Origin of the sequence: Leclercia adecarboxylata, from assembly GCF_006171285.1 — a bacterium.
Lineage (GTDB): Bacteria > Pseudomonadota > Gammaproteobacteria > Enterobacterales > Enterobacteriaceae > Enterobacter > Enterobacter barmai.
The window spans coordinates 2,361,631-2,387,945 of record NZ_CP040889.1; the positions used below are offsets into that span (position 1 = coordinate 2,361,631).

At 56.7% G+C, this 26,315-nt stretch carries 22 protein-coding genes; 11 read left to right on the forward strand and 11 right to left on the reverse strand.

What is annotated here, in order from left to right:
• The first annotated feature begins 132 nt into the window (after positions 1-132).
• Positions 133-660 (forward strand): single-stranded DNA-binding protein SSB1, encoded by a 528-nt coding sequence (gene ssb1, locus FHN83_RS13075; RefSeq protein ID WP_039031947.1) that lies wholly within the window; start codon positions 133-135, stop codon positions 658-660.
• Positions 661-744: 84 nt separating this feature from the next.
• Here ssb1 and FHN83_RS13080 read toward each other — a convergent pair whose 3' ends face one another.
• Complete coding sequence (locus FHN83_RS13080) at positions 745-1,026, reverse strand: YjcB family protein (RefSeq protein WP_039031948.1); 282 nt, start codon at positions 1,024-1,026, stop codon at positions 745-747.
• Positions 1,027-1,573: 547 nt separating this feature from the next.
• Here FHN83_RS13080 and FHN83_RS13085 point away from each other — a divergent pair.
• Together FHN83_RS13085 and FHN83_RS13090 are read left to right on the forward strand one after the other, a co-directional pair.
• Positions 1,574-2,977, forward strand: coding sequence for a sensor domain-containing diguanylate cyclase (locus FHN83_RS13085; protein WP_139563989.1), 1,404 nt, complete (start codon positions 1,574-1,576; stop codon positions 2,975-2,977).
• Positions 2,978-3,316: 339 nt separating this feature from the next.
• A complete protein-coding gene (locus FHN83_RS13090) occupies positions 3,317-4,903 on the forward strand; it encodes an EAL domain-containing protein (RefSeq protein WP_139563990.1) in 1,587 nt (528 codons plus the stop codon).
• On the opposite strand, the gene soxS is transcribed toward FHN83_RS13090, so the two are convergent.
• A complete protein-coding gene (soxS, locus tag FHN83_RS13095) occupies positions 4,900-5,226 on the reverse strand; it encodes a superoxide response transcriptional regulator SoxS (RefSeq protein WP_039031951.1) in 327 nt (108 codons plus the stop codon). The two genes, FHN83_RS13090 and soxS, sit on opposite strands and share 4 nt — an antisense overlap.
• 98 nt (positions 5,227-5,324) lie before the next feature.
• Between soxS and soxR the strand changes: the two genes are divergently transcribed.
• From soxR to FHN83_RS13115, 4 genes are all read left to right on the forward strand, one after another.
• Positions 5,325-5,783 (forward strand): redox-sensitive transcriptional activator SoxR, encoded by a 459-nt coding sequence (gene soxR, locus FHN83_RS13100; RefSeq protein WP_039031952.1) that lies wholly within the window; start codon positions 5,325-5,327, stop codon positions 5,781-5,783.
• 275 nt (positions 5,784-6,058) lie between these two features.
• Complete coding sequence (locus FHN83_RS13105; RefSeq protein ID WP_039031953.1) at positions 6,059-6,730, forward strand: glutathione S-transferase family protein; 672 nt, start codon at positions 6,059-6,061, stop codon at positions 6,728-6,730.
• Between the two features lie 298 nt (positions 6,731-7,028).
• Positions 7,029-8,378: a guanine/hypoxanthine transporter GhxP gene (gene ghxP, locus FHN83_RS13110; protein ID WP_039031954.1), complete on the forward strand. Its 1,350-nt coding sequence runs from the start codon at positions 7,029-7,031 to the stop codon at positions 8,376-8,378.
• A gap of 151 nt (positions 8,379-8,529) precedes the next feature.
• Positions 8,530-10,176 (forward strand): Na+/H+ antiporter, encoded by a 1,647-nt coding sequence (locus FHN83_RS13115; protein WP_039031955.1) that lies wholly within the window; start codon positions 8,530-8,532, stop codon positions 10,174-10,176.
• A 95-nt stretch (positions 10,177-10,271) separates the two neighbouring features.
• Here FHN83_RS13115 and FHN83_RS13120 read toward each other — a convergent pair whose 3' ends face one another.
• Positions 10,272-11,159, reverse strand: coding sequence for a LysR family transcriptional regulator (locus FHN83_RS13120; RefSeq protein ID WP_139563991.1), 888 nt, complete (start codon positions 11,157-11,159; stop codon positions 10,272-10,274).
• A gap of 101 nt (positions 11,160-11,260) precedes the next feature.
• On the opposite strand from FHN83_RS13120, the gene FHN83_RS13125 reads away from it, so the two are divergent.
• Positions 11,261-11,671, forward strand: a complete 411-nt coding sequence (locus FHN83_RS13125) for a CidA/LrgA family protein (protein ID WP_138370033.1) — start codon at positions 11,261-11,263, stop codon at positions 11,669-11,671.
• Entirely contained in the window at positions 11,664-12,353 is a 690-nt protein-coding gene (locus FHN83_RS13130) for an LrgB family protein (protein ID WP_039031958.1), read from the forward strand. Before FHN83_RS13125 ends, FHN83_RS13130 begins: the two co-directional genes overlap by 8 nt.
• An 83-nt stretch (positions 12,354-12,436) precedes the next feature.
• Here FHN83_RS13130 and FHN83_RS13135 read toward each other — a convergent pair whose 3' ends face one another.
• Complete coding sequence (locus tag FHN83_RS13135) at positions 12,437-13,717, reverse strand: ABC transporter substrate-binding protein (protein ID WP_255296761.1); 1,281 nt, start codon at positions 13,715-13,717, stop codon at positions 12,437-12,439.
• A gap of 71 nt (positions 13,718-13,788) precedes the next feature.
• Positions 13,789-15,084, reverse strand: a complete 1,296-nt coding sequence (locus tag FHN83_RS13140; protein WP_139563993.1) for a Gfo/Idh/MocA family protein — start codon at positions 15,082-15,084, stop codon at positions 13,789-13,791.
• A gap of 46 nt (positions 15,085-15,130) precedes the next feature.
• On the opposite strand from FHN83_RS13140, the gene FHN83_RS13145 reads away from it, so the two are divergent.
• A complete protein-coding gene (locus tag FHN83_RS13145; RefSeq protein WP_139563994.1) occupies positions 15,131-16,708 on the forward strand; it encodes a hypothetical protein in 1,578 nt (525 codons plus the stop codon).
• A gap of 210 nt (positions 16,709-16,918) precedes the next feature.
• On the opposite strand, the gene actP is transcribed toward FHN83_RS13145, so the two are convergent.
• The 3 genes from actP to acs all read right to left on the reverse strand — a co-directional run bounded on the left by actP (position 16,919) and on the right by acs (position 20,928).
• Positions 16,919-18,568 carry a cation/acetate symporter ActP gene (actP, locus tag FHN83_RS13150; RefSeq protein ID WP_039031962.1) on the reverse strand — a complete coding sequence of 550 codons (1,650 nt, stop codon included), beginning with the start codon at positions 18,566-18,568 and terminating at the stop codon, positions 16,919-16,921.
• On the reverse strand, positions 18,565-18,879 hold the full coding sequence (locus FHN83_RS13155) for a DUF485 domain-containing protein (protein ID WP_138370037.1): 315 nt from the start codon (positions 18,877-18,879) through the stop codon (positions 18,565-18,567). Before FHN83_RS13155 ends, actP begins: the two co-directional genes overlap by 4 nt.
• 90 nt (positions 18,880-18,969) lie before the next feature.
• Entirely contained in the window at positions 18,970-20,928 is a 1,959-nt protein-coding gene (gene acs / locus FHN83_RS13160; protein ID WP_139563995.1) for an acetate--CoA ligase, read from the reverse strand.
• 420 nt (positions 20,929-21,348) lie between these two features.
• On the opposite strand from acs, the gene gltP reads away from it, so the two are divergent.
• Positions 21,349-22,662, forward strand: coding sequence for a glutamate/aspartate:proton symporter GltP (gene gltP, locus FHN83_RS13165; protein WP_139563996.1), 1,314 nt, complete (start codon positions 21,349-21,351; stop codon positions 22,660-22,662).
• An 89-nt stretch (positions 22,663-22,751) separates the two neighbouring features.
• Here the strand turns inward: gltP and FHN83_RS13170 are convergent, their stop codons facing one another.
• The 3 genes from FHN83_RS13170 to fdhF all read right to left on the reverse strand — a co-directional run bounded on the left by FHN83_RS13170 (position 22,752) and on the right by fdhF (position 26,163).
• Entirely contained in the window at positions 22,752-23,426 is a 675-nt protein-coding gene (locus tag FHN83_RS13170) for a tetratricopeptide repeat protein (protein ID WP_039031965.1), read from the reverse strand.
• A 117-nt stretch (positions 23,427-23,543) separates the two neighbouring features.
• The gene (locus FHN83_RS13175) at positions 23,544-23,696 is read right to left on the reverse strand and encodes a Hok/Gef family protein (protein WP_139563997.1); all 153 of its coding nucleotides are present in this window, start codon (positions 23,694-23,696) and stop codon (positions 23,544-23,546) included.
• A 319-nt stretch (positions 23,697-24,015) separates the two neighbouring features.
• Complete coding sequence (gene fdhF / locus FHN83_RS13180) at positions 24,016-26,163, reverse strand: formate dehydrogenase subunit alpha (protein ID WP_139563998.1); 2,148 nt, start codon at positions 26,161-26,163, stop codon at positions 24,016-24,018.
• Positions 26,164-26,315 lie beyond the last annotated feature (152 nt).

Here is a 26,315-nt window from a genome sequence, read left to right on the forward strand (position 1 = left end):
CTCTGATTAAGTGTGCAACAATGTACAGTTCGTGAGAACTCTGGAAGATGCTCCGCAACTATCGGAAGACCACGTGGAAATGGTACACTCGCGCGCTTACACTATTCAGAAATGTTTTCAGGAGACACGATCATGGCCAGCAGAGGCGTAAACAAGGTGATTCTCGTCGGTAATCTGGGCCAGGACCCGGAAGTACGCTATATGCCGAGTGGTGGTGCAGTGGCCAACATTACGCTGGCTACTTCCGAATCCTGGCGTGATAAAGCGACCGGTGAGATGAAAGAGCAGACCGAATGGCACCGCGTTGTGCTGTTTGGCAAACTGGCCGAGGTGGCCGGTGAGTATCTGCGTAAAGGTTCTCAGGTCTATATCGAAGGCCAGCTGCGTACCCGTAAATGGACCGATCAGTCCGGCGCAGAAAAATACACCACCGAAGTGGTGGTCAACGTCGGCGGCACCATGCAGATGCTGGGTGGCCGTCAGGGCGGCGGCGCACCGGCAGGTGGCGGCCAGCAGCAGCAGGGCGGTTGGGGTCAGCCTCAGCAGCCACAGGGCGGCAACCAGTTCAGCGGCGGCGCGCAGTCTCGTCCGCAGCAGCCGTCTGCGCCAGCGCAGTCCAACGAACCGCCAATGGATTTCGACGACGATATCCCGTTCTGATCGCCAGAACCTGCGATTCGCAAAAACAAAAAACCCAGACAAGCGTCTGGGTTTTTTTATATTCAGCGTAAATGCCCGCAGGCATCAGGTGTACATCATCGGCCAGTCCGGCGGGGTGTGGCTCATCGCCTCTACCATGATCGTTTTGACGTTATTCCAGACCGCAGCCATATCCAGCAGGGTAATGCCCAGCAGGCCGGTGGCAAACCAGCATGCCGCCGCCAGCCCCAGACAGGTGCTGATCACCGCCAGCGCCGCGTAATCTGATTTTTTAAACTGAATGTTCAGCGTGCTGGCCAGAAACATCAGCACAGCGCTCAACAACTCCCAGCGTGCCAGGACAACACCGGTGGTAATAGCTGCCATAAAACGATCCTCAAAGATAACCGCCGCCGGGTATAGCGCGACGTTGCCCGGACATGGCAAACTGGCTATCGGCAAGCTCAGACTCATCAAAATGAAACGATGTTTTGTGTTACATCGGAATGTGTGAACTATATCACACTTGTTCTTTTATTCGCCAGTGGGCAAACGCACGAAAAAAGCGTTTTTTAACCACTCGATGATTGTGGATATATCGCCGAAGAATATATCTTTAGTCTGCTAAGTGCCGTAGTCGCGATAACTTCATTGATAATTCATTGAGATAAGAAAACATGTACAGGCCACGGGGCGATGTACAATATTTACAGCCTCAGGGCTATAGATTATGCTTCATCCGGTTACTTAATTTGCCCGTAATAAATAAATCAGGTTTTAACTGGTTATTATTTTTCTGTACTTTTAATTTTACACACGCGTTCTTATTCGACAGGCCTACAGCCGCATTAATTGATGCTGACTGAATTACCCTGCACCCCTGATTTATTCGTTGCGACATTTTTTATCTCGTTAACGAGCTACGAATAAAACGATGAAGCAAGCAAATCGAGAGAATATAAATGACAGTGCACGGGCCCTGCACGCATTAGCTAAATTAATGCCAAAACTATCGTCGCAGCGGACCTTAATGGATCTCCTGCAGACGATTAATCATACCTTTGGCGCCCAGCTCAGTTGGGTAATGATGGAGGATGAAGCAGGCCAGCAGCAGTTTGTCAGTACTGGTGAATTAACCTGTTATCCAACGGAAATTAAAGCCTTTCTCGCCAGCACGTTATTGCAGCGTCATCACCAGGCGTGGCGGGTAATCTGCTGGAAAGAAAATTCAGGCACGCTGATATTCCCTCCCTCGCATCCGGGACATACGCAATTACAGTGCGGCGTGCTGTATAAATTGTCCCCGCAACATGACCCGTGCAACGGCTACTTCTTCCTCGGTTTTACGCAACCGCAAGAGAGCATCACCGTGCTGAAAGAGGTGGTGGTAATTCTGGTTGAAAAGCTGAAGGACTATCTGACCGGTCTCGTTGCCCGCGAGCGCACGGCCAAAGAGATGCAGCGAGTGATCACCCAGTATAAAACGCTGTTTGAACGGGCACCGGTGCTGATGAACTCGTTTGACCGGCACAGCCGCTGCGTATTATGGAATGCCGAGTGCGAAAAGGTATTTGGCTGGACGATGGCGGAAATCAACGCCCATACCGATCCGCTGGCGCTCTTTTATCCTGACCCTGAGGTGCGCCGCCGGGTGCGCGAGTCGGTCAATACCACGCCCCTGAACGACATGTACGAATGGCATCCGGTGCGGCGGGACGGCGTGCAGCTGACGATCCTCTGGTCGAACATCTCCCTGCCGGACGGCTCCATCCTTAATATCGGGCTCGATATTACTGCGCGTAAGAAAGCGGAGCAGCAGCTGCATATGAAGGCCACCACCGACGATCTGACGCGCTGCCTGAACCGCTTTGCCATCCTGCAGCAGATTGGCGCGGCGCTGGAGGCCTGCCGACGCGAGGAGGCCGACAGCCACTTCTGCGTTATGATGCTCGACCTGGATTTCTTCAAACAGATTAACGACAAGTGGGGCCATCTGGTGGGCGATGCCGCGCTGGTCCATTTTTGCGACTGCCTGCGGGCGCTGATGCCGCCGGGCTCGGCGTTGGGTCGGGTTGGCGGCGAGGAGTTTCTACTGCTGCTGCCCAAAACCCGCAGCGACGCGGCGGTGCAGCTCTCAATAGCGCTGCGCCAGGCGCTCTCGCTTACGCCGCTTAAGGTCGGCAGCCGATCCTTAACCCTCTCTTTCAGCGCTGGCGTGGTGGAGGTGTGCGGAAAACCGCGCGATACCTCATCGCTACTCATTAGCGCAGATAAGGCACTTTACGATGCCAAGCGCGGCGGAAGAGGAAAAACAATCGTCGCGGTTGATTATTTATAAATCACTTTAATGAGGCTCACGGGATAAATAGCACAAAATTTCATGATGAAGTTGCGCTTCTTTCACTCTCCCGGTAGTTTGCCTTAATCAACAACGTTCTGTTGAGTAATCCGGGAGCTTGGCTTTGTCGTCCGATAATTATTTTTCTGAATAAAGACGAAACGAATACTTTCAGTTTGGCTTACGGACAAATATTATCGGCATAACTAAATATTAGGTTATTGGCGTTAAAAGTCAGTTGCTAACTTCGCATGATTCATGCAACGTAATCACCTGTTTAGCAAAGCATCCGGCCTTCATGACTACAGGCACATAAAAAGCAGGGATAATAGGGCGGAAATGAATCGTAACGCACGGGACAAGGTGCTGAAGATAGTCGGGGTTATCATGGTAGTTTTGCTACCTGTGATGCTTGCGCTATGGTTTGCTCAGCAACGCGCGGTCAACGAAACAGGCAGTCAACTTCGCTCATTTGCTGCCCTTGCTTTAGACAAAACTGAACTGGTTATTCAGCAGGTTGAACTGGCCCGTCATGAGGCGGAAAAATACTCGGGTGATATTTGCACACCGGAACACCGGCAATATATGTTAAATGTTGTCCGTGGACGACTCTACATTGCCGACCTGGTGTATGCCCAGGGTAAAGAGTTTCTCTGTTCAACGACCAGCACCCCTGAAAACCCCTATATAATTTCTGCTGCCAATTACCAACGCGCGCCTGACGTCTCTATCTATTATTATCGCGATACGCCGTTTTACGCGGGATATAAAATGACCTATATGCAGGTCGGTAATTATGTGGTGGTGGTTAATCCCCTGACCTATAGCGAAGTGATGTCATCAGACCGTTCCCTGGCATGGGGCGTATTTGACACGGTGAATAACGATTTTTTCTCTATCAGCGAACAGGCCAATGAGAATGAATTAAAAAAGCTGACTGGTGATAATGACGCTATTTTCCAGAACGAAGGCCGCTTTTACACCATCGTTCGCTCGGACAAACGTCCGATTGCCGCGATTGTTTCCACCACCAGTCAGCGCTTTTATGAAGTGCTTTATCATCAGGCAACATTAACTCTGCCGCTGGGGATGATCAGCAGCATTATTATTTTACTGATGTGGTCGCGAACGCGACGCGAATTTAATTCGCCGGGTCGCTTATTGCATCGGGCACTAAATAAGAGACAGCTTTGTCTGCATTACCAGCCGATTATCGACATCAAAACCAATGAGTGTGTAGGGGCAGAAGCGCTGTTACGCTGGCCGGGGTTTAACGGCCCGGTAATGAGTCCGGTAGAGTTTATCCCGCTGGCAGAAAAAGAGGGGATGAGTGAACGCATCACCGACTACGTCGTAGAAGAAGTATTCAACGACCTGGGCCATTTCCTGGCCTGTAACCCGCATCTCTATATCTCCATTAACCTCTCGGCGACGGACTTCCACTCTTCACGCCTGATTGCGATGATCACCGATAAGGCCCGGCACTACAACGTGCGGGCGCAGCAGATTAAGATCGAAGTAACGGAGCGCGGTTTTATCGACGTCCCCAAAACCACGCCGGTGATTCAGGCCTTCCGCCAGGCGGGATACGAAGTAGCGATTGATGATTTTGGTACCGGCTATTCCAACCTGCACAACCTCTACTCGCTGAACGTGGACATCCTGAAGATCGACAAGACCTTTATCGATACGCTGACCACCAACAGCACCAGCCATCTCATCGTCGAGCACATTATCGAAATGGCCCAGAGCCTGCGCCTGAAAACCATCGCGGAAGGGGTGGAAACCGTTGAGCAGGTAATGTGGCTGAACAAGCGCGGCGTGCAGTATTGCCAGGGCTGGCACTTTGCCAGGGCGATGTCACCGCAGGATTTCATGACCTGGCAACATCAGCCCGTCGCGGCAGCCCTTGCCCATAGCCACTAGTTGAGCTGATGGCGATAGTCGCTGGGGGTGCGATCAAACTCGCGGCGGAAGACGCGGGAGAAGGTCTGCTGGGAGACATAGCCTAAATCCATCGCGATATCAAAAATGGGCCGCTGGGTGGTGCGTAGCGCCTGGGCAGCCAGCAATAATCTGCGCTGACGAATGTACTCGCCCAGCGTCTGGTGCATGACCGCGCGGAACATTCTCTGTAAATACCACTTCGAGTAACCCGACTTCTTAGCCACCACATCGATACTCAAAGGTTGATCGATATGGTCATCCATCCATTCAATAAGTGTCTGAATAATTTGTTGATGCGACATAGAGTAGCCTCTCTCTGGATACACCTGTATCGGTTGATTCGTGGTTTTGTCTGCGGGCGAGTATAATTCCTCAAGTTAACTTGAGGTAAAGAGGTTTTATGGAAAAGAAATTACCGCGGATTAAACCGCTGCTGTCCCCGGGCGAGGTGGCAAGGCGTAGCGGCGTGGCGGTCTCCGCACTGCATTTCTATGAAAGCAAAGGGTTAATTAAGAGCATCCGCAACACCGGCAACCAGCGGCGCTATACCCGCGACGTGCTGCGCTATGTCGCCATCATTAAGATCGCCCAGCGCATTGGCATTCCGCTGGCGACCATCGGCGAGGCGTTCGGCATTTTGCCGGAGGGGCATACCCTGAGCGCGAAGGAGTGGAAAGCCTTGTCCTCCCAGTGGCGCGATGAGCTGGACCGGCGTATTCATACCCTGGTGGCGCTGCGTGATGAACTGGACGGCTGCATCGGCTGCGGATGCCTGTCGCGCAGCGACTGCCCGCTGCGTAACCCGGGGGATAAGCTGGGCGAACAGGGAACCGGCGCGCGACTGCTGGAAGAGGATTAGCCCGGCGCATAAAAAACTAAAGCGCCACAACAGGGCGCTTTAGTTTATTCCCGGTCTTTGTCTTTCTCTCTATCCCGCTGGTTCACAGGAGGGTTTCCCCCGACATCAACACCCCTCAGTCGAGCATCTGGTGGAGGTTCCGGTTTGTGCTGACAATTTAAGTCTAGGCCGCAGCATCAGGTTTTCCAGCCTCATCGCGCAAAATCTCGGCAAAATTTTTTCGCCGGGTTGTGCAATTTTCTATAGTTAGTGAGTACATCTAACTGGAGATAACGATGATTACGGTCCACCACCTCAATCAGTCCCGATCGCAGCGCGTGCTCTGGGCGCTGGAAGAGCTCTCTCTGCCTTACCAGATCGTTCGTTATCAGCGCGATAAAACCATGATGGCCCCCGCCACGCTGCGCAAAGTCCATCCGCTGGGGAAATCCCCGGTGCTGGAGGACAACGGCCTGATCCTGGCGGAATCGGGCGCTATCCTCGAATATTTGCAGGAGACTTACGACCACGGTTCTCAGTTAAAGCCGCAGGATCGCGAGCTGAAGCTGCAATACCGTTTCTGGCTCCATTACGCGGAAGGCTCGCTGATGCCGCTGCTGCTGATGAAGCTGGTCTTTGCCAGCCTCGGTAAACCGCCCATCCCGTTTGGCCTGCGTTCGCTTGGCAAGGTGCTGGGGCAGGGGGTGCAGAAGGCGTATCTCAACCGTCAGCTGGAAACCCACGCCCGTTTTCTGGAGTCCTCACTTGCGGATCACCGCTGGTTCGCCGGGGATCATCTCAGCATGGCGGACGTGCAGATGAGCTTTCCCGTTTTCGCCCTGCTTGAACGTGGCGGTATAGAGGATCTGCCTCGCCTGCAAGCCTGGAAGAAAAACGTCGAAATGCGTCCCGCCTGGCAGCGGGCGATCCAGCAGGGCGGTCCGTTCGAAATCCCTGGCGAACCATGAAAATGTTATCAAATTGCGCATTCACGATAACGTTTGCGCATACTCTGCTCACTTCTTCACCGCCTCGCACGCAATTTGGCGAAAAACGTCAAAGTTAAGTTGAAAAGGCCCGCGTTTAGACCGGATAATCGTTTGCCTTCATTTTTACACCCGTTTTGTCAGCGCAAAGCTAAACGTTTGCTTTTTTTATGACGCCCCTATTTGTCATAAACGCAGCACATGGATATGACGTTTTGCCGGTCGTGGAGTGTCCGTCACGCTGACAGACGACAATTATAATTTTCAGGGGATGTTTTCTATGTCTACGCCATCTGCGCGTACCGGCGGTTCACTCGACGCCTTCTTTAAAATTTCTGCCCGCGGCAGTACCCCACGTCAGGAGATCGTTGCCGGTCTGACGACCTTCCTGGCCATGGTCTACTCGGTGATCGTCGTGCCGGGCATGCTGGGCAAAGCCGGTTTCCCACCGGCGGCAGTCTTTGTCGCTACCTGTCTGGTTGCCGGTGTCGGCTCTATCGTGATGGGTCTGTGGGCTAACCTGCCGCTGGCGATCGGCTGTGCTATCTCGCTGACTGCCTTCACCGCTTTCAGCCTGGTGCTGGGCCAGCAGATCAGCGTCCCGGTTGCGCTGGGCGCCGTGTTCCTGATGGGTGTGCTCTTTACCATCATCTCTGCCACCGGTATCCGCAGCTGGATCCTCCGCAATCTGCCGCAGGGCGTTGCGCACGGAACGGGGATCGGTATCGGCCTGTTCCTGCTGCTGATTGCCGCTAACGGCGTGGGCCTGGTTATCAAAAACCCGCTGGACGGTCTGCCGGTTGCGCTGGGTAATTTCGCCAGCTTCCCGGTGATCATGTCGCTGATTGGCCTCGCGGTCATCATCGGTCTGGAAAAACTGAAAGTGCCGGGCGGCATCCTGCTGACCATCATTGGCGTCTCTATTGTTGGCCTGATTTTCGATCCTGCCGTGCACTTCTCCGGCGTGTTCGCGATGCCTTCCCTGAGTGATGAAAACGGCAAATCGCTGATCGGCAGCCTGGATATCATGGGCGCGCTGAATCCCGTGGTGCTGCCAAGCGTGCTGGCGCTGGTGATGACCGCGGTCTTCGATGCCACCGGCACCATCCGCGCGGTAGCCGGTCAGGCTAACCTGCTGGATAAAGATGGTCAGATTATCGATGGCGGCAAAGCGCTGACCACCGACTCCCTGAGCAGCGTCTTCTCGGGCCTGGTGGGTGCAGCCCCGGCGGCGGTATACATCGAATCGGCGGCGGGTACAGCGGCAGGCGGTAAAACCGGTCTGACGGCTGTCACCATTGGCGTGCTGTTCCTGCTGATCCTGTTCCTTGCTCCGCTTTCGTATCTGGTGCCGGCCTACGCTACCGCCCCTGCGCTGATGTACGTTGGCCTGCTGATGCTGAGCAACGTGGCGAAAATTGATTTTGCCGACTTCGTTGATGCGATGGCTGGCCTCATCACGGCGGTCTTCATCGTGCTGACCTGTAACATCGTTACCGGCATCATGATCGGTTTCGCCTCCCTGGTGATTGGCCGTGTGGTTTCAGGCGAATGGCGCAAGCTGAACATCGGTACGGTGGTGATTGCCGTCGCGCTGGTGGCGTTCTACGCGGGCGGCTGGGCGATCTAAGCTGTCAACTGCATAAAAAGACGGGTGGCTCAGGCCGCCCGTTTTTATTTTCAGGACACATCTCGTTGTCTTATGCGTTACTCTGGGAAAGGTACATTAAGGCAAGATGCCCATGGCCTAAACGAACCGAATCATCGCAAACAGGGAACGCATGGAAATTTTCTTCACAATACTCATCATGACCCTTGTGGTCTCACTTTCCGGGGTAGTCACCCGCGTACTGCCCTTTCAGCTACCGCTGCCGCTCATGCAGATTGCCATCGGTGCTCTGCTGGCGTGGCCGACGTTCGGATTGCATGTCGAGTTTGATCCGGAACTGTTTCTGGTGCTGTTTATTCCTCCTTTGCTGTTTGCCGACGGCTGGAAAACGCCCACGCGCGAGTTTCTCGAACACGGGCGCGAGATCTTCGGCCTGGCGCTGGCGCTGGTGGTTGTCACCGTGGTGGGGATCGGTTTTCTCATCTACTGGGTGGTGCCGGGTATCCCGCTGATACCTGCCTTTGCGCTGGCGGCGGTGCTGTCGCCAACCGATGCCGTGGCGCTGTCCGGCATCGTCGGTGAAGGACGGATGCCGAAAAAAATCATGGGGATTTTGCAGGGCGAGGCGCTGATGAACGACGCCTCCGGCCTGGTGGCCCTGAAGTTTGCCGTCGCCGTGGCGATGGGCACCATGATCTTTACCGTCGGCGGCGCCACCGTCGAGTTCTTCAAAGTGGCAATCGGCGGCATCCTCGCCGGGTTTGTGGTGAGCTGGCTGTACGGCCGTTCGCTGCGCTTCCTCAGCCGCTGGGGCGGCGATGAACCCGCTACGCAGATTGTCCTGCTGTTCCTGCTGCCGTTCGCCTCTTATCTGATTGCGGAACATATTGGCGTGTCGGGCATTCTGGCCGCGGTGGCGGCGGGGATGACCATCACCCGTTCCGGCGTGATGCGTACCGCGCCGCTGGCGATGCGCCTGCGCGCCAACAGCACCTGGGCGATGCTGGAGTTTGTCTTTAACGGCATGGTGTTCCTGCTGTTGGGCCTGCAGCTGCCGGGCATTCTCGAATCCTCGCTGGTGGCGGCAGAGGCCGACCCGAACGTCGAAACCTGGATGCTGTTTGCCGACATCGTGCTGATTTACGCCGCGCTGATGCTGGTGCGCTTCGGCTGGCTGTGGACGATGAAAAACTTCAGCGTGCGTTTCCTGAAAAAGAAACCGATGGAGTTTGGCTCCTGGACCACGCGCGAGCTGCTGATCTCGACCTTTGCGGGTGTGCGTGGGGCGATCACCCTGGCCGGTGTGCTCTCCATTCCGCTGCTGCTGCCGACCGGCGACGTCTTCCCGGCGCGCTACGAGCTGGTGTTCCTGGCGGCGGGGGTGATCCTGTTCTCACTGTTTGTCGGCGTGGTGATGCTGCCGATCCTGATGCAACACATGGAGGTGGCCGACCACGTCCAGCAGCATAAAGAGGCGCGCATTGCCCGGGCAGCGACCGCTGAGGTGGCGATTGTCACCATTCAGAAGATGGAGGAGCGTCTGGCGGCCGATACCGAAGAGAACATCGATACCCAGCTACTGAAAGAGGTGAGCTCGCGGGTGATTGGTAACCTGCGCCGCCGTGCGGATGGCCGCAATGACGTTGAGAGCTCGCTGCAGGAGGAGAACCTCGAACGCCGCTTCCGCCTGGCCGCGCTGCGCGCTGAACGCGCGGAGCTGTACCACCTGCGCGCCACCCGGGAGATCAGCAACGAGACGCTGCAAAAACTGCTGCACGATCTCGATTTGATGGAAGCATTGCTGATAGAGAAGCAGTAGCCGCGAATACCCCTCACCCTGACCCTCTCCCCATAGAGGAGAGGGGATAATCGGGCACGGTGCGGCTTTTTTCCCTCTCCCCTATGGGGAGAGGGCTAGGGTGAGGGGCCCCAAAACCCCTCACAACATTTTAACCACGCCTGGGCGCTGTGCGACAGGTACACCCCTTCCCGCCAGATCATCCCCAGCTGCCAGTGCAGATCGCTCTGCAGGGGGATCCAGCGCAGCGTGTTTTTATCCAGCCGCTCGCAGATGGGCTGGGGCAATATCGCAATCCCGACTCCCGCCTGCACCATCGCCGCCAGAAAATCCCACTGCCCGCTGCGCACCGCGATGCGCGGCTTGACGCCGTGCTGGTTGAACAGCTGCATCAGCTGACGGCTGAGGGCAAAATCTTCGTTGTAGATCAGCAAAGGATGCTCGGCCAGCAGTTCAGGATTGATGGCGTCAAGCTTCAGCCAGTTGCCGGAGCGCGGCACCAGCACACACAGCGGATGGCTGAACAGCGGCAGGGCGGTCAGGCCGCTATCCTCCTCCACCGGCAGGGCGGTCATTGCCAGATCCAGCTCGCCGTTGATCACCGCCTGCTGGACGGTTAAGCCGCCAAATTCAGAAATTTTCAGCTCCACGCCGGGATAGCGCTGGCGAAACAGGCTGATGGGCCCGGCCATCATCATGCCCACCATCGGCGGGATGCCGAGGCGCAGGACGCCTTTGTTCAGATGGTTGATGTCACCAAGCTCCGCCTCCAGCTGGCGAAACTCCGCCAGGATCGCCAGCCCGCGCTCAAACACCACGCGCCCGGTGTCGGTTAAGAGCAGCTTGCGGCCGTCGCGGATCAGCAGGGTACAGTTCAGTTCATCTTCGAGGTTTTTTAGCATTTTGCTGATGGTGGGCTGGGTGACAAAGAGCTTCTCCGCGGCGCGGGTAAAACTCTGCTGGCGGACCACTTCGACAAAGTAACGCAACGTGCGTATGTCCATGACTATTCCTCGAAACTATACCTTTGATGATTTTAATTCATTTCAGTGAATTACGGGCGCTGACTATACTGGCGCTTCATCTCATTTTGAGGAAATCTCCCATGACCGTGGCGCTAAGTCGCGTTACGCCTGCCGTCGTGCAACGACTCCAGGTACCGGTTCAGGTACTGCTTTATGCGGGTCTGTTTGTCTTCGCTGAATATCTTGTGAGCTGGCTGCACCTGCCGCTGCCGGCCAATCTGGTCGGGATGGTGCTGATGTTCAGCCTGATCCTCTGTCGCGTTATTCCTCTCAACTGGGTGCGGGCGGGCTCGCGCTGGCTGCTGGCCGAGATGCTGCTGTTTTTCGTTCCGGCGGTGGTGGCGGTGGTCAATTACGTTCAGCTGCTGATGGTGGATGGCTGGCGCATCTTTGCGGTGATCGCCCTGAGCACCCTGATGGTGCTGGGTGCGACCGCGTGGGTGGTGGATAAAGTGTACCGCTTCGAAATCAGCAGGCAGAAACATGACTAACTTTCAGGTCAGCGTCCTCTGCCTGGTGGTGACGCTGGCGATCTACTTCGCCAACAAACGCCTCTATCGCCGCTTTCGCAAACTGCCCCTGATGCCGCTGGTTTTCACCCCGATTTTGCTGGTGATGATGCTGGTGTGGGGCCATATCTCCTGGCAGAACTATATCGGTGAAGCGCACTGGCTGCTGTGGCTGCTGGGCCCGGCGACCATCGCCTTTGCGGTGCCGGTGTACGACAATCTCGCGGTGATCAAACGCCACTGGATGTCGCTCTCCGCCGGGGTGATCACCGCCACGGTGGTGGCCGTCACCAGCTCCGTCTGGCTGGCGCGGTTATTTACCCTGTCGGATGAGATCCAGCGCAGCCTGGCGGTACGCTCCGTCACCACGCCCTTTGCCCTGGCGGCGGCAAAACCGCTCGGCGGACAGCCGGATCTGGTGGCGCTGTTCGTGGTGGTGACCGGGGTGTTTGGCATGGCGGTAGGGGACATGCTTTTTCTGCGCCTCTCCATCCGCGAAGGGATGGCGAAAGGGGCCGGATTTGGCGCGGCATCCCACGGCGCAGGCACCGCCCGCTCTTACGAGCTGGGCCAGCAGGAGGGCGTTGTCGCCAGCCTGGTGATGATGCTCTCCGGCGTGGTGATGGTGCTGGTGGCGCCATTGGTGGGCTGGTTGATGTTCTGAGACTTTTATTGCCGGGTGGCGCTGCGCTTACCCGGCCTACAGAACCGTAGGCCCGTGCAAGCGCAGCGCCGCCGGGCAATACGCTAACGGTTAAGTCTGCGCACAATCCGCTCCACCTTCTGGCGGAAATCTGCCGCGACCTGGGCGGGCGGCTGACCCTGCTCCAGCTTTTCCCGCGCCGAGGTGAACTGGTCGATCACCTGCAAATCTTCGATGTAGGGCGTGGCGACGACCGTGGTGTGCAGGGACTGCGCCTGACGCAGGCCCGCAATTACCGGATCGCCCGGGTCAATCACCCCTTTCTCCGTTAGCTGCGTTTTTGCCGCCTTGTTGAGCGGAATGCCCCGTTCCAGCCCCAGAGCCTGCACCGACTGCGGATCGTTGAGCAGGTAGTTCACCAGAATGGCCGCCTCTTTCGGGTGTTTAGTGGATTTCGCCACCGACAGCATCTGCGCCGTTTTGAAGTATACCCCGGACTCCTGCGTGCCGGGCTGCATCACGTAGTCGCCCAGCACCAGCTTCGCCGGTGGCGTCATGTTGTTGGCAAACATGCGGATGGTGATGTTCCAGGTGAACAGGCCGCCCCACTCGCCGTTGATCCACGGCTTCATTTCATAGAGGTTGCCTTTGCCGTAGGAGGAGAGGGTTTTTGGCGACGGCAGAATGTGGTCGTCGCTCAGGCGCTTCACAAAGCCGAAGGCCTCGACCCACTGGGCGTCGTTCCAGGCGAAGGTGCCGTCGCTGTTGAACATCGGCTTCTGATGGATCTGCATCATGTATGCATTGAGCAGCAGAATGACATCCTGATCGACCATGGCGTAGGGGTAGTAGTTGTTGCCCAGCTTCTGCTGGAAGATCTTCCCGGCGGCGAAGAAGTCATCCCAGGTTTTAGGATACGCCAGCCCGGCTTTCTGCCAGGTAACGTCGTTATAATAAAAGACCGGAGCGTTGACCGAAATCGGCAGGCCGTTGAGCTTGCCTTTCACCGTGGTCGACTGCAGATCCTGCGCCTGGTACTGACTTAAATCGAGCTCCGCTTTCAGCTTATCCAGGTCGTAATACCCTTCGCCGTTTTTGGAAAAAATAATCAGCCACGGCCAGTTGGTCTGCATCACATCCGGCTCGGTGCCGCTCGCCATCTGGGTGGTCAGGCGCGAAAGATGTCCGTCCCAGCCGGTGTATTCGGCCTTCACTTTGATCTCCGGATGAGCTTTCTCAAAGGCTTCCAGCGCCTTTAATGTGGCCTGGTGACGGCTGTTGCCACCCCACCACGACATGCGTAATTCAACGGGCGACTGCGCCCAGACAGAGGTACAGGAAAATAACAGCGATGCGATGACACCTGACAGGAGTTTATTCATTATTTTTCTCCGGGACTTTTATTCGTAAACAGGTGAGTAACGGCGCAGCCTTCTGCCGCGCCTTTGTCATGCTCTTAACGTTTCGTCAGACGGGAAACCAGCTCAAACTCCTTGAAGTTCACCGGGCGCTGCTGCTGCATGGAGAGGTTGCCCGCAATCCCGGTAAGGATAGACATGGCACCGGCGCGATGGTCGGCCGCGCGCTGGAGCGGATCCTCTCCCGGCGTGCCAAACAGGTCGGCCAGCATGGCATTGTCGCCGCCGCCGTGGCCCCCTTCACCGAGGCTGAACTCCGCTTTCCACGGTTCGGCGAACATCGGGAAGACGGTGAGATCGCACTGCTCGAGGCTGCCCTCGTTTTCCCGTTCGCCCCCGGCGTTGACGTAGGACTTCTCAACGATTTTCATCTCCAGTCGCCCTTCGGTGCCGTTAAAGACCACGTTCAGCCCTTCCCACGGCAGATAGGCGTTGAGGGAGTAGGTGAGCTGGACCTGGTTCTGGTATTTCACCAGCACCGATAGGGTGTCTTCGATGGTGATCCCGTCGCTGAACACGCTCTGGTCGCGGAAGTAATTATCTTCATGCTCGGCATCCAGATAGAGCGCCTTAAGCTGCGCGTTCTCTGCCATATTCAGCGCAAAAGGATCGTCTTTGGCTTCGGCAAAGCCGTGGGCGCGCGGGTAGAACTGCGTCACGCCGCGCTGCTCAGCATTCTCCCTGCCGTAGAACTGCAGGCTGCCCTCGGCGTAAACCCGCTCCGGGTAGCTGCCGAGCCAGAAGTTCATCAGGTCGAAGTGGTGGGTGGATTTATGCACCAGCAGGCCGCCGCTGTTGCGTTTTTCCCGGTGCCAGCGGCGGAAGTAATCCGCGCCGTGTTCGGTGTTGAGCAGCCACTCAAAGTGAACGGAGGTCACCTTGCCAATCACCCCCTGCATCAGCAGTTCGCGCACTTTGCTGTGGTGCGGGGCGTAGCGGTAGTTGAAGGCCACGCGCACGGTGCGGCCGGTCTCTTCGATGGCGTCGAGAATGCGCAGGGCGCGCTGCTCGTCGATGGTCATCGGCTTTTCGGTGATCACATCGCATCCGGCGTGCAGCGCGCGCACGATGTAATCATCGTGGGTGCGGTCCATGGTGGTGACAATAACCACATCGGGACGCGTCTCGCGGATCATCTCTTCAAACTGGGTTGCCTGCCAGGTGGAAACCGGCGCCGCCCCTTCGTTTTTTAATAACTGGTTGGCGTAGTGCATGCGCGTCTTGTTAGTATCACAGAACGCGACCAGTCTGGCATTTTCCCGCCAGGCGCCACCGATGGCGGAAATATATAAACCCGCGCGACCGCCGGTTCCGACCAGAGCATATTTTTTCATGGCATCCTCGATTGAATAGCGAAATAAATATCAGCAAGGTGACGCAATGAAACGTATTCCCCATCAACTGATGGAGCTGAACAGCACTTTTATCTGGCACTGGCCCTGGTTTATTCAGGGCGTAAAAAGCGCGAAACAGCACGGCTTCACCGGCATCATCCTGCACCAACAGGAACTGCTTTCAGTACTTGCGACGCCCTCGCCGTTAAGCCAGAAACTCAACGTCGAGAACCTTATTCATCAGCAACATTACGCCCTGCACTATTTAAAGCGGGTCGACAGTTATCTGGCGGAAAATAATTTATCGTTCTGGCTTCAGGGTGAGGCCGCGCCCAATGACGACATTATTAAGCGTAAATTTCCTGAACTGACCTTCGACGAAAAAAGCGCGCCCGATTTCTGGCAGCATTTTTATGCCGCGATATTGCATCCGTTATTACCTGCGCTGCCCCATCTCGGCGGAATTATTCTCAGCCTGACGACGCCGGACTTTCAGACCAGCCGCTGGCAGCAAAGCCTGCATGATGTCTGGAGCCTGCTGCGCGCCCGGGGAAAGAAGCTCATCCTGCGCGACTTTATCGACAACAGCTGGCCGCGGCAGCAGCTCTCAAACATGCTGGCGACGCTCCCGGACGACGTGCGCGCATCGGTAAAAGCCACCGAGCTGGATTACCATCCCGGCTTTGCCAACCACCCGCACATCGCTACCCTGCCGGGGCATAAAAAGTGGATCGAGTACGATCTCTTCGGCACCGGCTACGGCTGGACCGCGCTGCCGTGCTATCTGGCCGATGAGATCGGCGGCCGCTTAAGCTGGGCGCTCAGCGCCGCAGAGAACGAAATCGAAGCCATCACCTCCCGGGTGAGCTGGCAGTGGCTGCCCGACAGCCGGGTGATGGACTCCGTCAACGCCATCAACCTCTTCGGCCTCTCTGCCGCCAACCAGGCCGCCGATGCGGCGCTGCCGGGTACTTTCACGCGCTGGGCCGAGCATCATCAGCTGGGCTTTCGCTCCCTGCAGGACAAGCATCAGCTCGCGACTATCCTCCACGCCAGCTACGACTGGCTGTGTAAAACGCCAAACTTTCTTGGCCGACGGCTGCACTACCAGAGCCAGATCCCGGAGAGCATTGCCCAGGCGCAGCAGCTGCTGCATATGGATACCCGCAGCGCCAACTGGCTGCACGCCTGGCAGCCGCTGATGCCCGCTGACGATCCTGCGGCTGGCAAAGAGCAGCGTGAGCGGGTGGCGCTGGAAAAAGAGGCCGCCTGCTTCCTCGCATCACGCACGCTGCAAAACCTGCGGGAGCTGATGCCGCGCATGACCTGCCCGGACGACACCCTGGAGATCCTGCTGGCCGCCTGGCGCAGCGCGGAGATCTACAGCCAGATGTTTTCCCATGTGGCCGCCGCCGTTACCGACGTGCTGTGGCTTGACCACTACGGCGCAAGCAGCCTGCCCGCTGATACCCTGCAGAAGCATCAGCAGCGCCTGCTGCACTACGCCCATACCCTGGAACGCTGGCTGGCGAACCCGCCCGGCAGCGGCCCTTTGTTCCTGCCGCTGCTGCTGAGCCCGGAGCGCCTGCAGCGCTTTGCCAGAAGCCTCAGCGAGTCGCGGTAACTAAAGCATAAAAACTGCGGCCAGGGTTGTCTGTATTGCGCGCGGAGGGAAAGCGGAGGAACGGCATGAAATCGGGAAAAGTGTGATGGTCTTAGCGGATTGCAGATAAAGCCTGTGATGCGCGTCGGCTTTTTCTGTTTTGGTGACGTGATTAACGTCACCTGAAGGGGGAAAAAATGTGATCCCCGACCAGCGGCCGGGGAGGGGATTTTAGTGCGCGCGGCCCTGCTCAACGCCGAGGCCAGTCTGGGAACGGATAAACTGGGCGCGGAACTTCTCACGCTCCAGATTCCCTTCCGCCGAGTTATCCGTGGCGGAGAAGATCCAGATCCCAATGAACGCCACCGCGATGGAGAACAGCGCCGGGTATTCGTAAGGGAAGATGGCTTTTTCGTGACCGAGGATCTGCACCCAGATGGTCGGGCCGAGGATCATCAGGATCACCGCCGTCAGCAGGCCCAGCCAGCCGCCAACCATCGCACCACGGGTGGTCAGTTTTGACCAGTACATGGAGAGCAGAATGATCGGGAAGTTACAGCTCGCCGCAATCGAGAAGGCCAGTCCCACCATAAAGGCGATGTTCTGGTTTTCGAACAGGATACCCAACAGGATCGCCACCACACCCAGCACCAGGACGGTGATTTTGGAGACTTTCAGCTCATCGCGCTCGGAAGCGCCTTTACGCCAGACGTTGGCATAGAGGTCGTGGGAGACCGCAGAGGCTCCGGCCAGGGTCAGGCCCGCCACCACCGCCAGGATGGTGGCGAAGGCCACGGCGGAGATAAAGCCGAGGAACAGGTTGCCGCCCACCGCGTCAGCCAGGTGCACCGCCGCCATGTTGTTGCCGCCAATCAGCGCGCCCGCCGCATCCTTGAAGGCCGGGTTTGCACCCACCAGCATGATGGCGCCGAAGCCGATGATAAAGGTCAGGATATAGAAGTAACCCATAAAGCCGGTGGCATAGAGCACGCTCTTACGCGCTTCACGCGCATCTGACACGGTGAAGAAACGCATCAGAATGTGCGGCAGGCCCGCAGTACCAAACATCAGGCCGAGGCCTAACGACAGCGCCGAGATCGGATCTTTCACCAGCCCGCCCGGGCTCATGATGGCTTCGCCTTTCGGGTGAACCGCCATTGCTTCGCTGAACAGGTTATTGAAGCTGAAGCCGACGTGCTTCATCACCATAAAGGCCATAAAGCTGGCACCGAACAGCAGCAGCACAGCTTTGATGATCTGCACCCAGGTGGTGGCGAGCATGCCGCCAAACAGGACGTACATCACCATCAGCACGCCCACCAGCACCACCGCGACATGGTAGTTCAGGCCGAACAGCAGCTGGATCAGCTTACCGGCACCTACCATCTGGGCGATCAGGTACAGGGCCACCACCACCAGCGAGCCGCAGGCGGAAAGGGTACGGATCGGCCCCTGCTTCAGGCGATAGGAGGCCACGTCGGCAAAGGTGTAGCGCCCGAGGTTACGCAGACGTTCGGCGATCAGGAACAGAATAATTGGCCAGCCGACGAGGAAGCCGAGGGAGTAAATCAGCCCGTCGTAGCCGGAGGTGTAGACCAGCGCGGAGATGCCAAGGAACGAGGCCGCCGACATAAAGTCACCGGCAATCGCCAGCCCGTTCTGGAAACCGGTAATGTTGCCGCCCGCGGTATAGTAATCGTTGCGGGAGCGCACGCGTTTTGACGCCCAGTAAGTAATGTACAGCGTCAGCACCACGAAGATCAGGAACATCACAATCGCCTGCCAGTTGGTTGGCTGGCGTTCCACCGCGCCGCCAATGGCATCGGCGGCATTTGCCGCAAAGGGGAGGGTGGCGGCAAGCGCCGTCAGGACTCTCTTCATGATGCTTTTACCTCACGCAGAACCGCTTTATTCAGACGGTCGAACTCACCGTTAGCACGAATGACATACACCGCGGTCAGCACGAACGAAATCACGATCACGCCGATACCGATAGGGATGCCGCGGGTCACGCTGGTACCCGCATGTAATGGGGTACCGAGCCAGTGTGGGGCGAAGGCAATAAGCAGAATAAAGCCAACGTAAATGATTAACATGATGATAGATAACATGAAGGCAAACCGTTGCCGTTTATCCACGAGCTCCCTGTAGTGCGCACTGTTCTCTATCTGCTGACAAATATTTTCATTCATCACAGAATCTCCAAAGGTAAGGTTGGTTTTTTTTAGTCCCCTCTCCCCTTTGGGGAGAGGGTTAGGGTGAGGGGAGAGGGAGAAAACAAATTACGATGGCATTGCGATGGCCTGCTTCTCTTCGAGCAGCTTGTCCACCACGCCAGGATCGGCGAGCGTTGATGTGTCGCCTAAATTGCTGGTATCGCCCGCCGCAATCTTGCGCAGAATACGGCGCATGATCTTGCCGGAGCGGGTTTTCGGCAGCGAGTCGGTCCAGTGCAGCACGTCCGGGGTGGCAAGCGGGCCAATCTCTTTACGCACCCAGTTACGCACTTCGGTATACAGCTCCGGCGACGGCTCTTCGCCGTGGTTCAGCGTGACGTAGGCGTAGATCGCCTGGCCTTTGATGTTGTGCGGAATACCGACCACGGCCGCTTCGGCAATCTTCGGATGCGACACCAGCGCCGATTCAATCTCTGCGGTACCCAGACGGTGGCCGGAGACGTTGAGCACGTCGTCCACGCGACCGGTGATCCAGTAGTAACCATCTTCATCACGGCGCGCGCCGTCGCCGCTGAAGTACATGTTTTTGAAGGTGGAGAAGTAGGTCTGCTCAAAGCGATCGTGATCGCCAAACAGGGTACGCGCCTGGCCAGGCCAGGAGTCGACGATCACCAGGTTGCCCTCGGTGGCACCTTCCAGCGGTGTGCCTTCGTTATCTACCAGCGCAGGCTGGACGCCAAAGAACGGACGGGTCGCAGAGCCGGCTTTCAGCCGGGTCGCCCCCGGCAGCGGGGTGATCATGAACCCGCCGGTTTCGGTCTGCCACCAGGTGTCGACCACCGGGCACTTCTCATTACCGATCTTCTTCCAGTACCACTCCCAGGCTTCCGGGTTGATCGGCTCGCCCACGGACCCGAGGATGCGCAGGGAGGAGCGGTCGGTGCCTTCGATCGCCTTGTCGCCTTCCGCCATCAGGGCGCGAATAGCGGTCGGGGCGGTGTAGAGAATATTGACCTGATGTTTGTCCACCACCTGGCTCATACGCGCCGGGGTCGGCCAGTTTGGTACGCCTTCGAACATCAGGGTGGTAGCGCCACACGCCAGCGGGCCGTAGAGCAGGTAGCTGTGACCGGTGACCCAGCCCACGTCGGCGGTGCACCAGTAGATATCGCCCTGATGATAATCAAAGACATACTTAAAGGTGGTGGCCGCATAGACCAGATAGCCGCCGGTGGTGTGCAGCACGCCCTTCGGCTTGCCGGTAGAGCCGGAGGTATAAAGGATAAACAGCGGATCTTCGGCGTTCATCGCTTCCGGCTGGTGCTGGTCGCTGGCCTGCTCAATCAGGTCGCTCCACCACAGGTCGCGGCCTTCATGCCATTCAATGGCATTGCCGGTGCGCTTCAGCACAATCACGCTGTTAACGCTGTTCACATTCGGGTTTTTCAGCGCGTCATCGACGTTCTTTTTCAGCGGAACGGCACGGCCTGCACGCACGCCTTCGTCGGCGGTGATCACCAGTTTTGAACTGGAGTCGATAATACGTCCGGCCACCGCTTCCGGTGAAAAGCCGCCAAAGATTACGGAATGCACCGCACCGATGCGGGCGCAGGCCAGCATCGCCACGGCCGCTTCCGGCACCATCGGCATATAGATAGCCACCACGTCGCCTTTCCGGATGCCCTGGGCCAACAGCACGTTGGCAAAGCGGCAGACGTCGCGGTGCAGTTCGCGGTAGGTGATATTTTTGCTCTGGGTGGCGTCGTCGCCTTCCCAGATGATTGCCGTCTGGTCCCCGCGCTCGGCAAGATGGCGATCCAGGCAGTTAGCGGCCAGGTTCAGGGTGCCGTCTTCATACCATTTAATCGAGACGTTGCCTGGGGCAAAAGAGGTGTTCTTGACCGTCTGGTACGGGGTGATCCAGTCAAGGATTTTGCCCTGCTCGCCCCAGAAGGCGTCAGGGTTGGTGATGGACTGCTGATACTTCTCCTGGTACTGCTCCGGGTTAATCAGGCAGCGGTCCGCAATATTTGCGGGAATGTCGTGTTTATGGACTTGGCTCATGGTTTTTGTTCTCCTTGTAGGATGTTAATAATATGTCGCAAAAACGTTAATTGTAGGGGCTTTGCCAGCTTTGTTTACTTTTTGGGCGACAGATCACGCAAATGTTACAGAGTACAAAAAACGAGCAAATGACACTTTGAAGAAAAATAATTGCTCTTAAGGATTATTTGCTTTTATGGATAAAAAAGTTTTTTTATAACAAAAGGTTATTTTTCATCATCAACACAAATTAGCGTAACAACCTCTTTTGTCAGTCAAATGCCTTGTTCTGAAAGGCTTGCGCAGCATGCCGTGCAAGTGGTACTGATACCGCGCGTTAAAAAACCCCATAAATGAACGCAACACAATTCATACCCTTTCAGTATGTGTCGTCCCCTTCGTTTTACGAGTACGAACACTTCATTGAGGAAGTTTCTTGTCATGAAAAATTTGAAAGTCAGCCTGGCCTGGCAAATTTTGCTGGCCCTTGTGCTGGGTATCTTGCTGGGTAGTTATCTGCATTATCACAGTGACAGCCGCGAATGGCTGATCGCCAACCTCCTGTCGCCTGCCGGTGATATCTTTATTCATCTGATCAAGATGATTGTGGTGCCGATTGTCATCTCGACGCTGGTGGTAGGGATTGCCGGGGTCGGTGACGCGAAGCAACTGGGTCGCATCGGCGCAAAAACCATCCTTTATTTCGAAGTGATCACTACGGTGGCCATCATTCTTGGTATCACGCTGGCGAATGTGTTCCAGCCTGGCGCTGGCATTGATATGTCGCAGCTGGCGACGGTGGATATTTCGAAATACCAAAGCACGACCGCCGATGTGCAAAGCCATTCTCATGGCCTGATGGGCACTATCCTGTCGCTGGTGCCGACCAATATCGTGGCGTCGATGGCGAAGGGCGAAATGCTGCCGATCATCTTCTTCTCGGTGCTGTTCGGTCTGGGGCTGGCGTCGCTGCCGTCCACCCACCGCGAGCCGCTGGTGACCGTGTTCCGCTCCATCTCTGAAACCATGTTCAAAGTGACCCACATGGTGATGCGCTATGCCCCGGTCGGCGTCTTTGCGCTGATCTCGGTGACGGTGGCGAACTTCGGTTTTGCCTCCCTGTGGCCGCTGGCGAAGCTGGTGATCCTGGTTCACTTCGCGATTATCTTCTTCGCGCTGGTGGTGCTGGGGCTGGTGGCGCGCATGTGCGGGCTGAGCATCTGGATCCTGATCCGCATCCTGAAAGACGAGCTGATTCTGGCGTACTCTACCGCCAGCTCCGAAAGCGTACTGCCGCGTATTATCGAGAAGATGGAAGCCTACGGGGCACCGGCGTCGATCACCAGCTTCGTGGTGCCGACCGGGTACTCCTTTAACCTCGACGGTTCGACGCTGTACCAGAGTATCGCCGCTATCTTCATCGCCCAGCTGTACGGGATCGACCTCTCCCTGTGGCAGGAGATCGTGCTGGTGCTGACCCTGATGGTGACCTCAAAAGGGATTGCCGGCGTGCCGGGCGTGTCCTTTGTGGTGCTGCTGGCGACCCTGGGAAGCGTGGGTATTCCGCTGGAAGGTCTGGCGTTTATTGCCGGTGTTGACCGTATCCTCGACATGGCGCGTACCGCGCTGAACGTGGTGGGTAATGCCCTGGCAGTGCTGGTGATTGCCAAGTGGGAACACAAATTCGACCGTAAGAAAGCGCTGGCGTACGAGCGCGAAGTGCTGGGTCGTTTTGATAAGACCGCTGACCAGTAAATAAAAAAGCCGGGTGGCGCTAGCGCTAACCCGGCCTACGGTCCTGTAGGCCGGGCAAGCGAAGCGCCCCCGGCAGACAGACCGCACGGTTACTCCCCGCTTAACGCATCAAACTCCTCGCATCCGGTATCAAACCCTTCGCTACAGCTCAGATTTAACCAGTACAGCGCCTTCTGTTTATTTGGAGTGATAAACCCGGCCTCGCCCTGCTGAAACACCTGACCCGCCCAGTATTCCGCGTAGCCCGTACGCGAGAGGGTAGAGCTCTGCTTAAACCACTGCGCGGCCTGCACGTCATCCTGCGCCACCTCCACGCCGTTGGCGTAGATCAGCCCCAGCAGCAACCGGGCATCGACGGCGGCGTCATCTTCGGTATTCTCTGCGACTTTATGCAGCAAGCTCAGCGCCTGCGGATAGTCGGTTTTCCCCGCCCTGGTATTGACCAGCAGCCGCGCCAGCATCACGGCCCCCGGCGAACTGTCCGCCACGGTGGCCTGCTGCGCCAGCCCTTTCGCCTGCGCCAGATCGCCGTGCTTAAACTTAATCTGTGACAGCAGCGCCATGGCGTCCACGTCGCCGCCTTTGGCCGCTTTTTCGGCCCACATTTCGGCCTGCTTATCATCGCCCGAACTGTAATACGTTTCGGCAAGATAATACTGGGCACGGCTGTCGCCCGCCTCGGCCTGCTTCAGGTACTGACCGCCAATCTCCTCGGCGTTCGCAAGTGAAGTAAAAAGTATCAACAACAGATAAAGGTGTTTCATGCGTTATTTTCTTAGGGGTACATAGCGGGCAGTATAAGCGCGCTATGTGAAGAAAAAAATGGGTGCATTAAGACCTCAACCTCCCACAAGCCGGGCGGGTTTCCCCGCCCACTAAAGTTAGCCTGCAGCGCAGGCTAATTTAGCCGCCACTTCATGGTGTTCGCTCTTTATTGTCAGTTCGCATAACGTACCGCGATTAATAAAGGCGAATATCACTATGGTCAGGCAGACAATAATAACGATGCCTAACGTAGTTTTTAATGGCGTCATGCCTTTTACTCCTTGCTAATAAAAGAATAAGAGGCTACTCTCAACTTGTTGGTGTTGAGGGGTAGCCTCGGTTAATGGAAACATTACCGGGGCTTTCCACTTTCTGTCCCTCAACACGGCTTAAGACAGAAAGTCTTAAGCACCCGCCGTTAATCTTATCCTCATGAAGTAAAAAGAAAAGATGTAATCCACTTTGTGCGAAATTACATTTCTCTGGAATCATGCTCGCAAAATAATATTCGTTTTTTAAATTCTAAAAGCCCAAATAAAAAAGGAGTGAATATTTCACCCCCTTTTATTCGTGGTTCCGTTAATTAAATTAACCCATTGCGGTTTCCCGTAACCGTTTTTTCAGCGCGTTATATTCATCGATAACATACTGCTCGGCGGCAGCCTGATCCGCTATCGGCTCGACGCGTACGGCACAATATTTATATTCCGGCGTTTTGGTTATCGGGCTCAGGTTTTCCGTCACCAGCTCGTTGCAGGCGCCAATCCACCACTGGTAGGTCATATAGACCGCACCTTTGTTGGGACGATCGCTCACCTGCGCCCGGGTGATCACCCGGCCCTTGCAGGAGTTAACCCATACCAGCGCCTCATCCTCAATGCCCAGCTGTTTGGCATCTTCAGTGTTGATTTGCACATAGCCGGGCTCATCGGCCAGCGCCGACAGCGCCGCACAGTTGCCGGTCATGGAGCGGCAGGAGTAATGGCCCACTTCGCGCACGGTGGAGAGCACCATCGGATACTCCGGCGAGAGCTTGTCCATCGGCGCCATCCAGTCGCAGGTGAAGAACTGCGCCAGCCCGTTCGGGGTATCAAATTTCTCCGCGAACAGGTACGAGGTGCCCTGGTCCTCCGGGGACTCGTCCCGGCACGGCCACTGGATATAACCCAGCTCGCCCATCTTCTCGTAGGTCGCCCCTTTGAAGCCCGGACAGAGCTGGCGCAGCTCATCCCAGATCTGCTGCGTGTTGTCGTAGTGCATCGGATAACCCATCCGGGTCGCGATCTCGCTGATAATCTGCCAGTCGGTTTTCAGATCCCACTTCGGATCCACCGCTTTGAAGAAGCGCTGGAAGCCGCGATCGGCTGCGGTGTAGACCCCTTCATGCTCGCCCCAGGAGGTGGACGGCAGGATAACATCCGCCGCCGCCGCGGTTTTGGTCATAAAGATATCCTGGACAATCACCAGCTCCAGATCGTCAAAGGCCTTACGCACCGCCGACAGTTCGGCATCCGTTTGCAGCGGATCTTCACCCATGATGTACGCCGCCCGCACCTCTTTGTGGGCAGCGCGGTGTGGCAGTTCGCTGATACGGTAGCCGGTGTGCGCAGGCAGGCTCTCCACGCCCCAGGCTTTGGCGAATTTCTCGCGGTTTTCCGGAAACTTAACGTACTGATAGCCTGGATAGGTATCCGGCAGGGCTCCCATATCGCAGGCCCCCTGAACGTTATTCTGCCCGCGCACCGGGTTGACCCCGACATGGGCTTTGCCAAGATTACCGGTCAGCATGGCGAGGCTGGTCAGCGCCCGCACCGTCTCCACACCCTGCCAGAACTGGGTGACGCCCATTCCCCACAGCAGGGTGGCCGTTTCCGCCCCGGCATACAGGCGCGCGGCCTGACGGATCTCCCGGGCGCTTACGCCGGTAATGGCTTCCACCGACTCCGGCGTATAGCTTTCGACGATTTTTCTGTATTCCTCAAAGCCTTCCGTGCGGGTGGCAACGAAAGCCCGATCGTAGAGATCCTCTGCAATAATCACCTGCCCGATGGCATTGAGCAGGGCGATATTCGAGCCGTTTCGCAACGCGATATGCATATCGGCAATGCGCGCGGTTTCAATGCGCCGCGGATCGCAGACGATAATTTTCGCCCCGTTCTGCTTTGCGCGCAGAATGTGATTCGCAACGATGGGGTGCGAATCCGCCGGGTTATAGCCGAAAATAAACACTAACGCAGTATTATCAATCTCGTTGATGGCATTGCTCATGGCGCCATTACCGACCGACTGGTGCAGACCTGCAACCGAGGGGCCGTGTCAGACGCGCGCGCAGCAGTCGACGTTATTGGTGCCGATAACGGCGCGGGCAAACTTCTGCATCAGGTAGTTGGTTTCATTCCCGGTGCCGCGTGAGGAGCCGGTGGTCTGGATCGCGTCGGGGCCGTGCTTTGCTTTGATAGCGCTGAGACGGCTGGCGACATAATCCAGCGCGTCATCCCAGGAGACGGCTTCCAGCTTGCCGCCGCGTTTTCTGCGGATCATCGGGGTTTTCAGGCGCGGGGTCAGGATTTGGGTATCGTTGATAAAATCCCAGCCAAAGTAGCCCTTCAGGCACAGCTTGCCCTGGTTGGTTTTGCCGTCGGCGGCCTCCGCCCGGACAATATTGCCGTTATCGACCACCAGGTTGATCTTGCAACCTGATGCACAATAGGGGCAAACCGTGATGACGTTTTTCATCGCTCTCGCTCCATGTCAAATGATGCTGATGTGTCGGTGTAGTATGCAGCTTCTATGCCACATCCTTGTTGTGGTTTTTCCCAGACTTTACGGGGGAATCCTGGTCAAAACCCTGACCAGAAGCAGGCGAGCTGCAAAAAATGTCGCAGCGG

Coding starts and splice junctions, on each gene's coding strand:
- FHN83_RS13120 (WP_139563991.1), bottom strand. CDS start 11,159: ATGGACATACGCACGTTGCGTTACTTTGTCGAAGTGGTCCGCCAGCAG.
- FHN83_RS13145 (WP_139563994.1), top strand. CDS start 15,131: ATGAAACGTATTCCCCATCAACTGATGGAGCTGAACAGCACTTTTATC.
- FHN83_RS13090 (WP_139563990.1), top strand. CDS start 3,317: ATGAATCGTAACGCACGGGACAAGGTGCTGAAGATAGTCGGGGTTATC.
- FHN83_RS13085 (WP_139563989.1), top strand. CDS start 1,574: ATGAAGCAAGCAAATCGAGAGAATATAAATGACAGTGCACGGGCCCTG.
- soxR (WP_039031952.1), top strand. CDS start 5,325: ATGGAAAAGAAATTACCGCGGATTAAACCGCTGCTGTCCCCGGGCGAG.
- FHN83_RS13140 (WP_139563993.1), bottom strand. CDS start 15,084: ATGAAAAAATATGCTCTGGTCGGAACCGGCGGTCGCGCGGGTTTATAT.
- FHN83_RS13125 (WP_138370033.1), top strand. CDS start 11,261: ATGACCGTGGCGCTAAGTCGCGTTACGCCTGCCGTCGTGCAACGACTC.
- ghxP (WP_039031954.1), top strand. CDS start 7,029: ATGTCTACGCCATCTGCGCGTACCGGCGGTTCACTCGACGCCTTCTTT.
- FHN83_RS13080 (WP_039031948.1), bottom strand. CDS start 1,026: ATGGCAGCTATTACCACCGGTGTTGTCCTGGCACGCTGGGAGTTGTTG.
- FHN83_RS13105 (WP_039031953.1), top strand. CDS start 6,059: ATGATTACGGTCCACCACCTCAATCAGTCCCGATCGCAGCGCGTGCTC.
- actP (WP_039031962.1), bottom strand. CDS start 18,568: ATGAAGAGAGTCCTGACGGCGCTTGCCGCCACCCTCCCCTTTGCGGCA.
- acs (WP_139563995.1), bottom strand. CDS start 20,928: ATGAGCCAAGTCCATAAACACGACATTCCCGCAAATATTGCGGACCGC.
- FHN83_RS13130 (WP_039031958.1), top strand. CDS start 11,664: ATGACTAACTTTCAGGTCAGCGTCCTCTGCCTGGTGGTGACGCTGGCG.
- FHN83_RS13115 (WP_039031955.1), top strand. CDS start 8,530: ATGGAAATTTTCTTCACAATACTCATCATGACCCTTGTGGTCTCACTT.
- FHN83_RS13170 (WP_039031965.1), bottom strand. CDS start 23,426: ATGAAACACCTTTATCTGTTGTTGATACTTTTTACTTCACTTGCGAAC.
- FHN83_RS13175 (WP_139563997.1), bottom strand. CDS start 23,696: ATGACGCCATTAAAAACTACGTTAGGCATCGTTATTATTGTCTGCCTG.
- ssb1 (WP_039031947.1), top strand. CDS start 133: ATGGCCAGCAGAGGCGTAAACAAGGTGATTCTCGTCGGTAATCTGGGC.
- soxS (WP_039031951.1), bottom strand. CDS start 5,226: ATGTCGCATCAACAAATTATTCAGACACTTATTGAATGGATGGATGAC.
- FHN83_RS13155 (WP_138370037.1), bottom strand. CDS start 18,879: ATGAATGAAAATATTTGTCAGCAGATAGAGAACAGTGCGCACTACAGG.
- gltP (WP_139563996.1), top strand. CDS start 21,349: ATGAAAAATTTGAAAGTCAGCCTGGCCTGGCAAATTTTGCTGGCCCTT.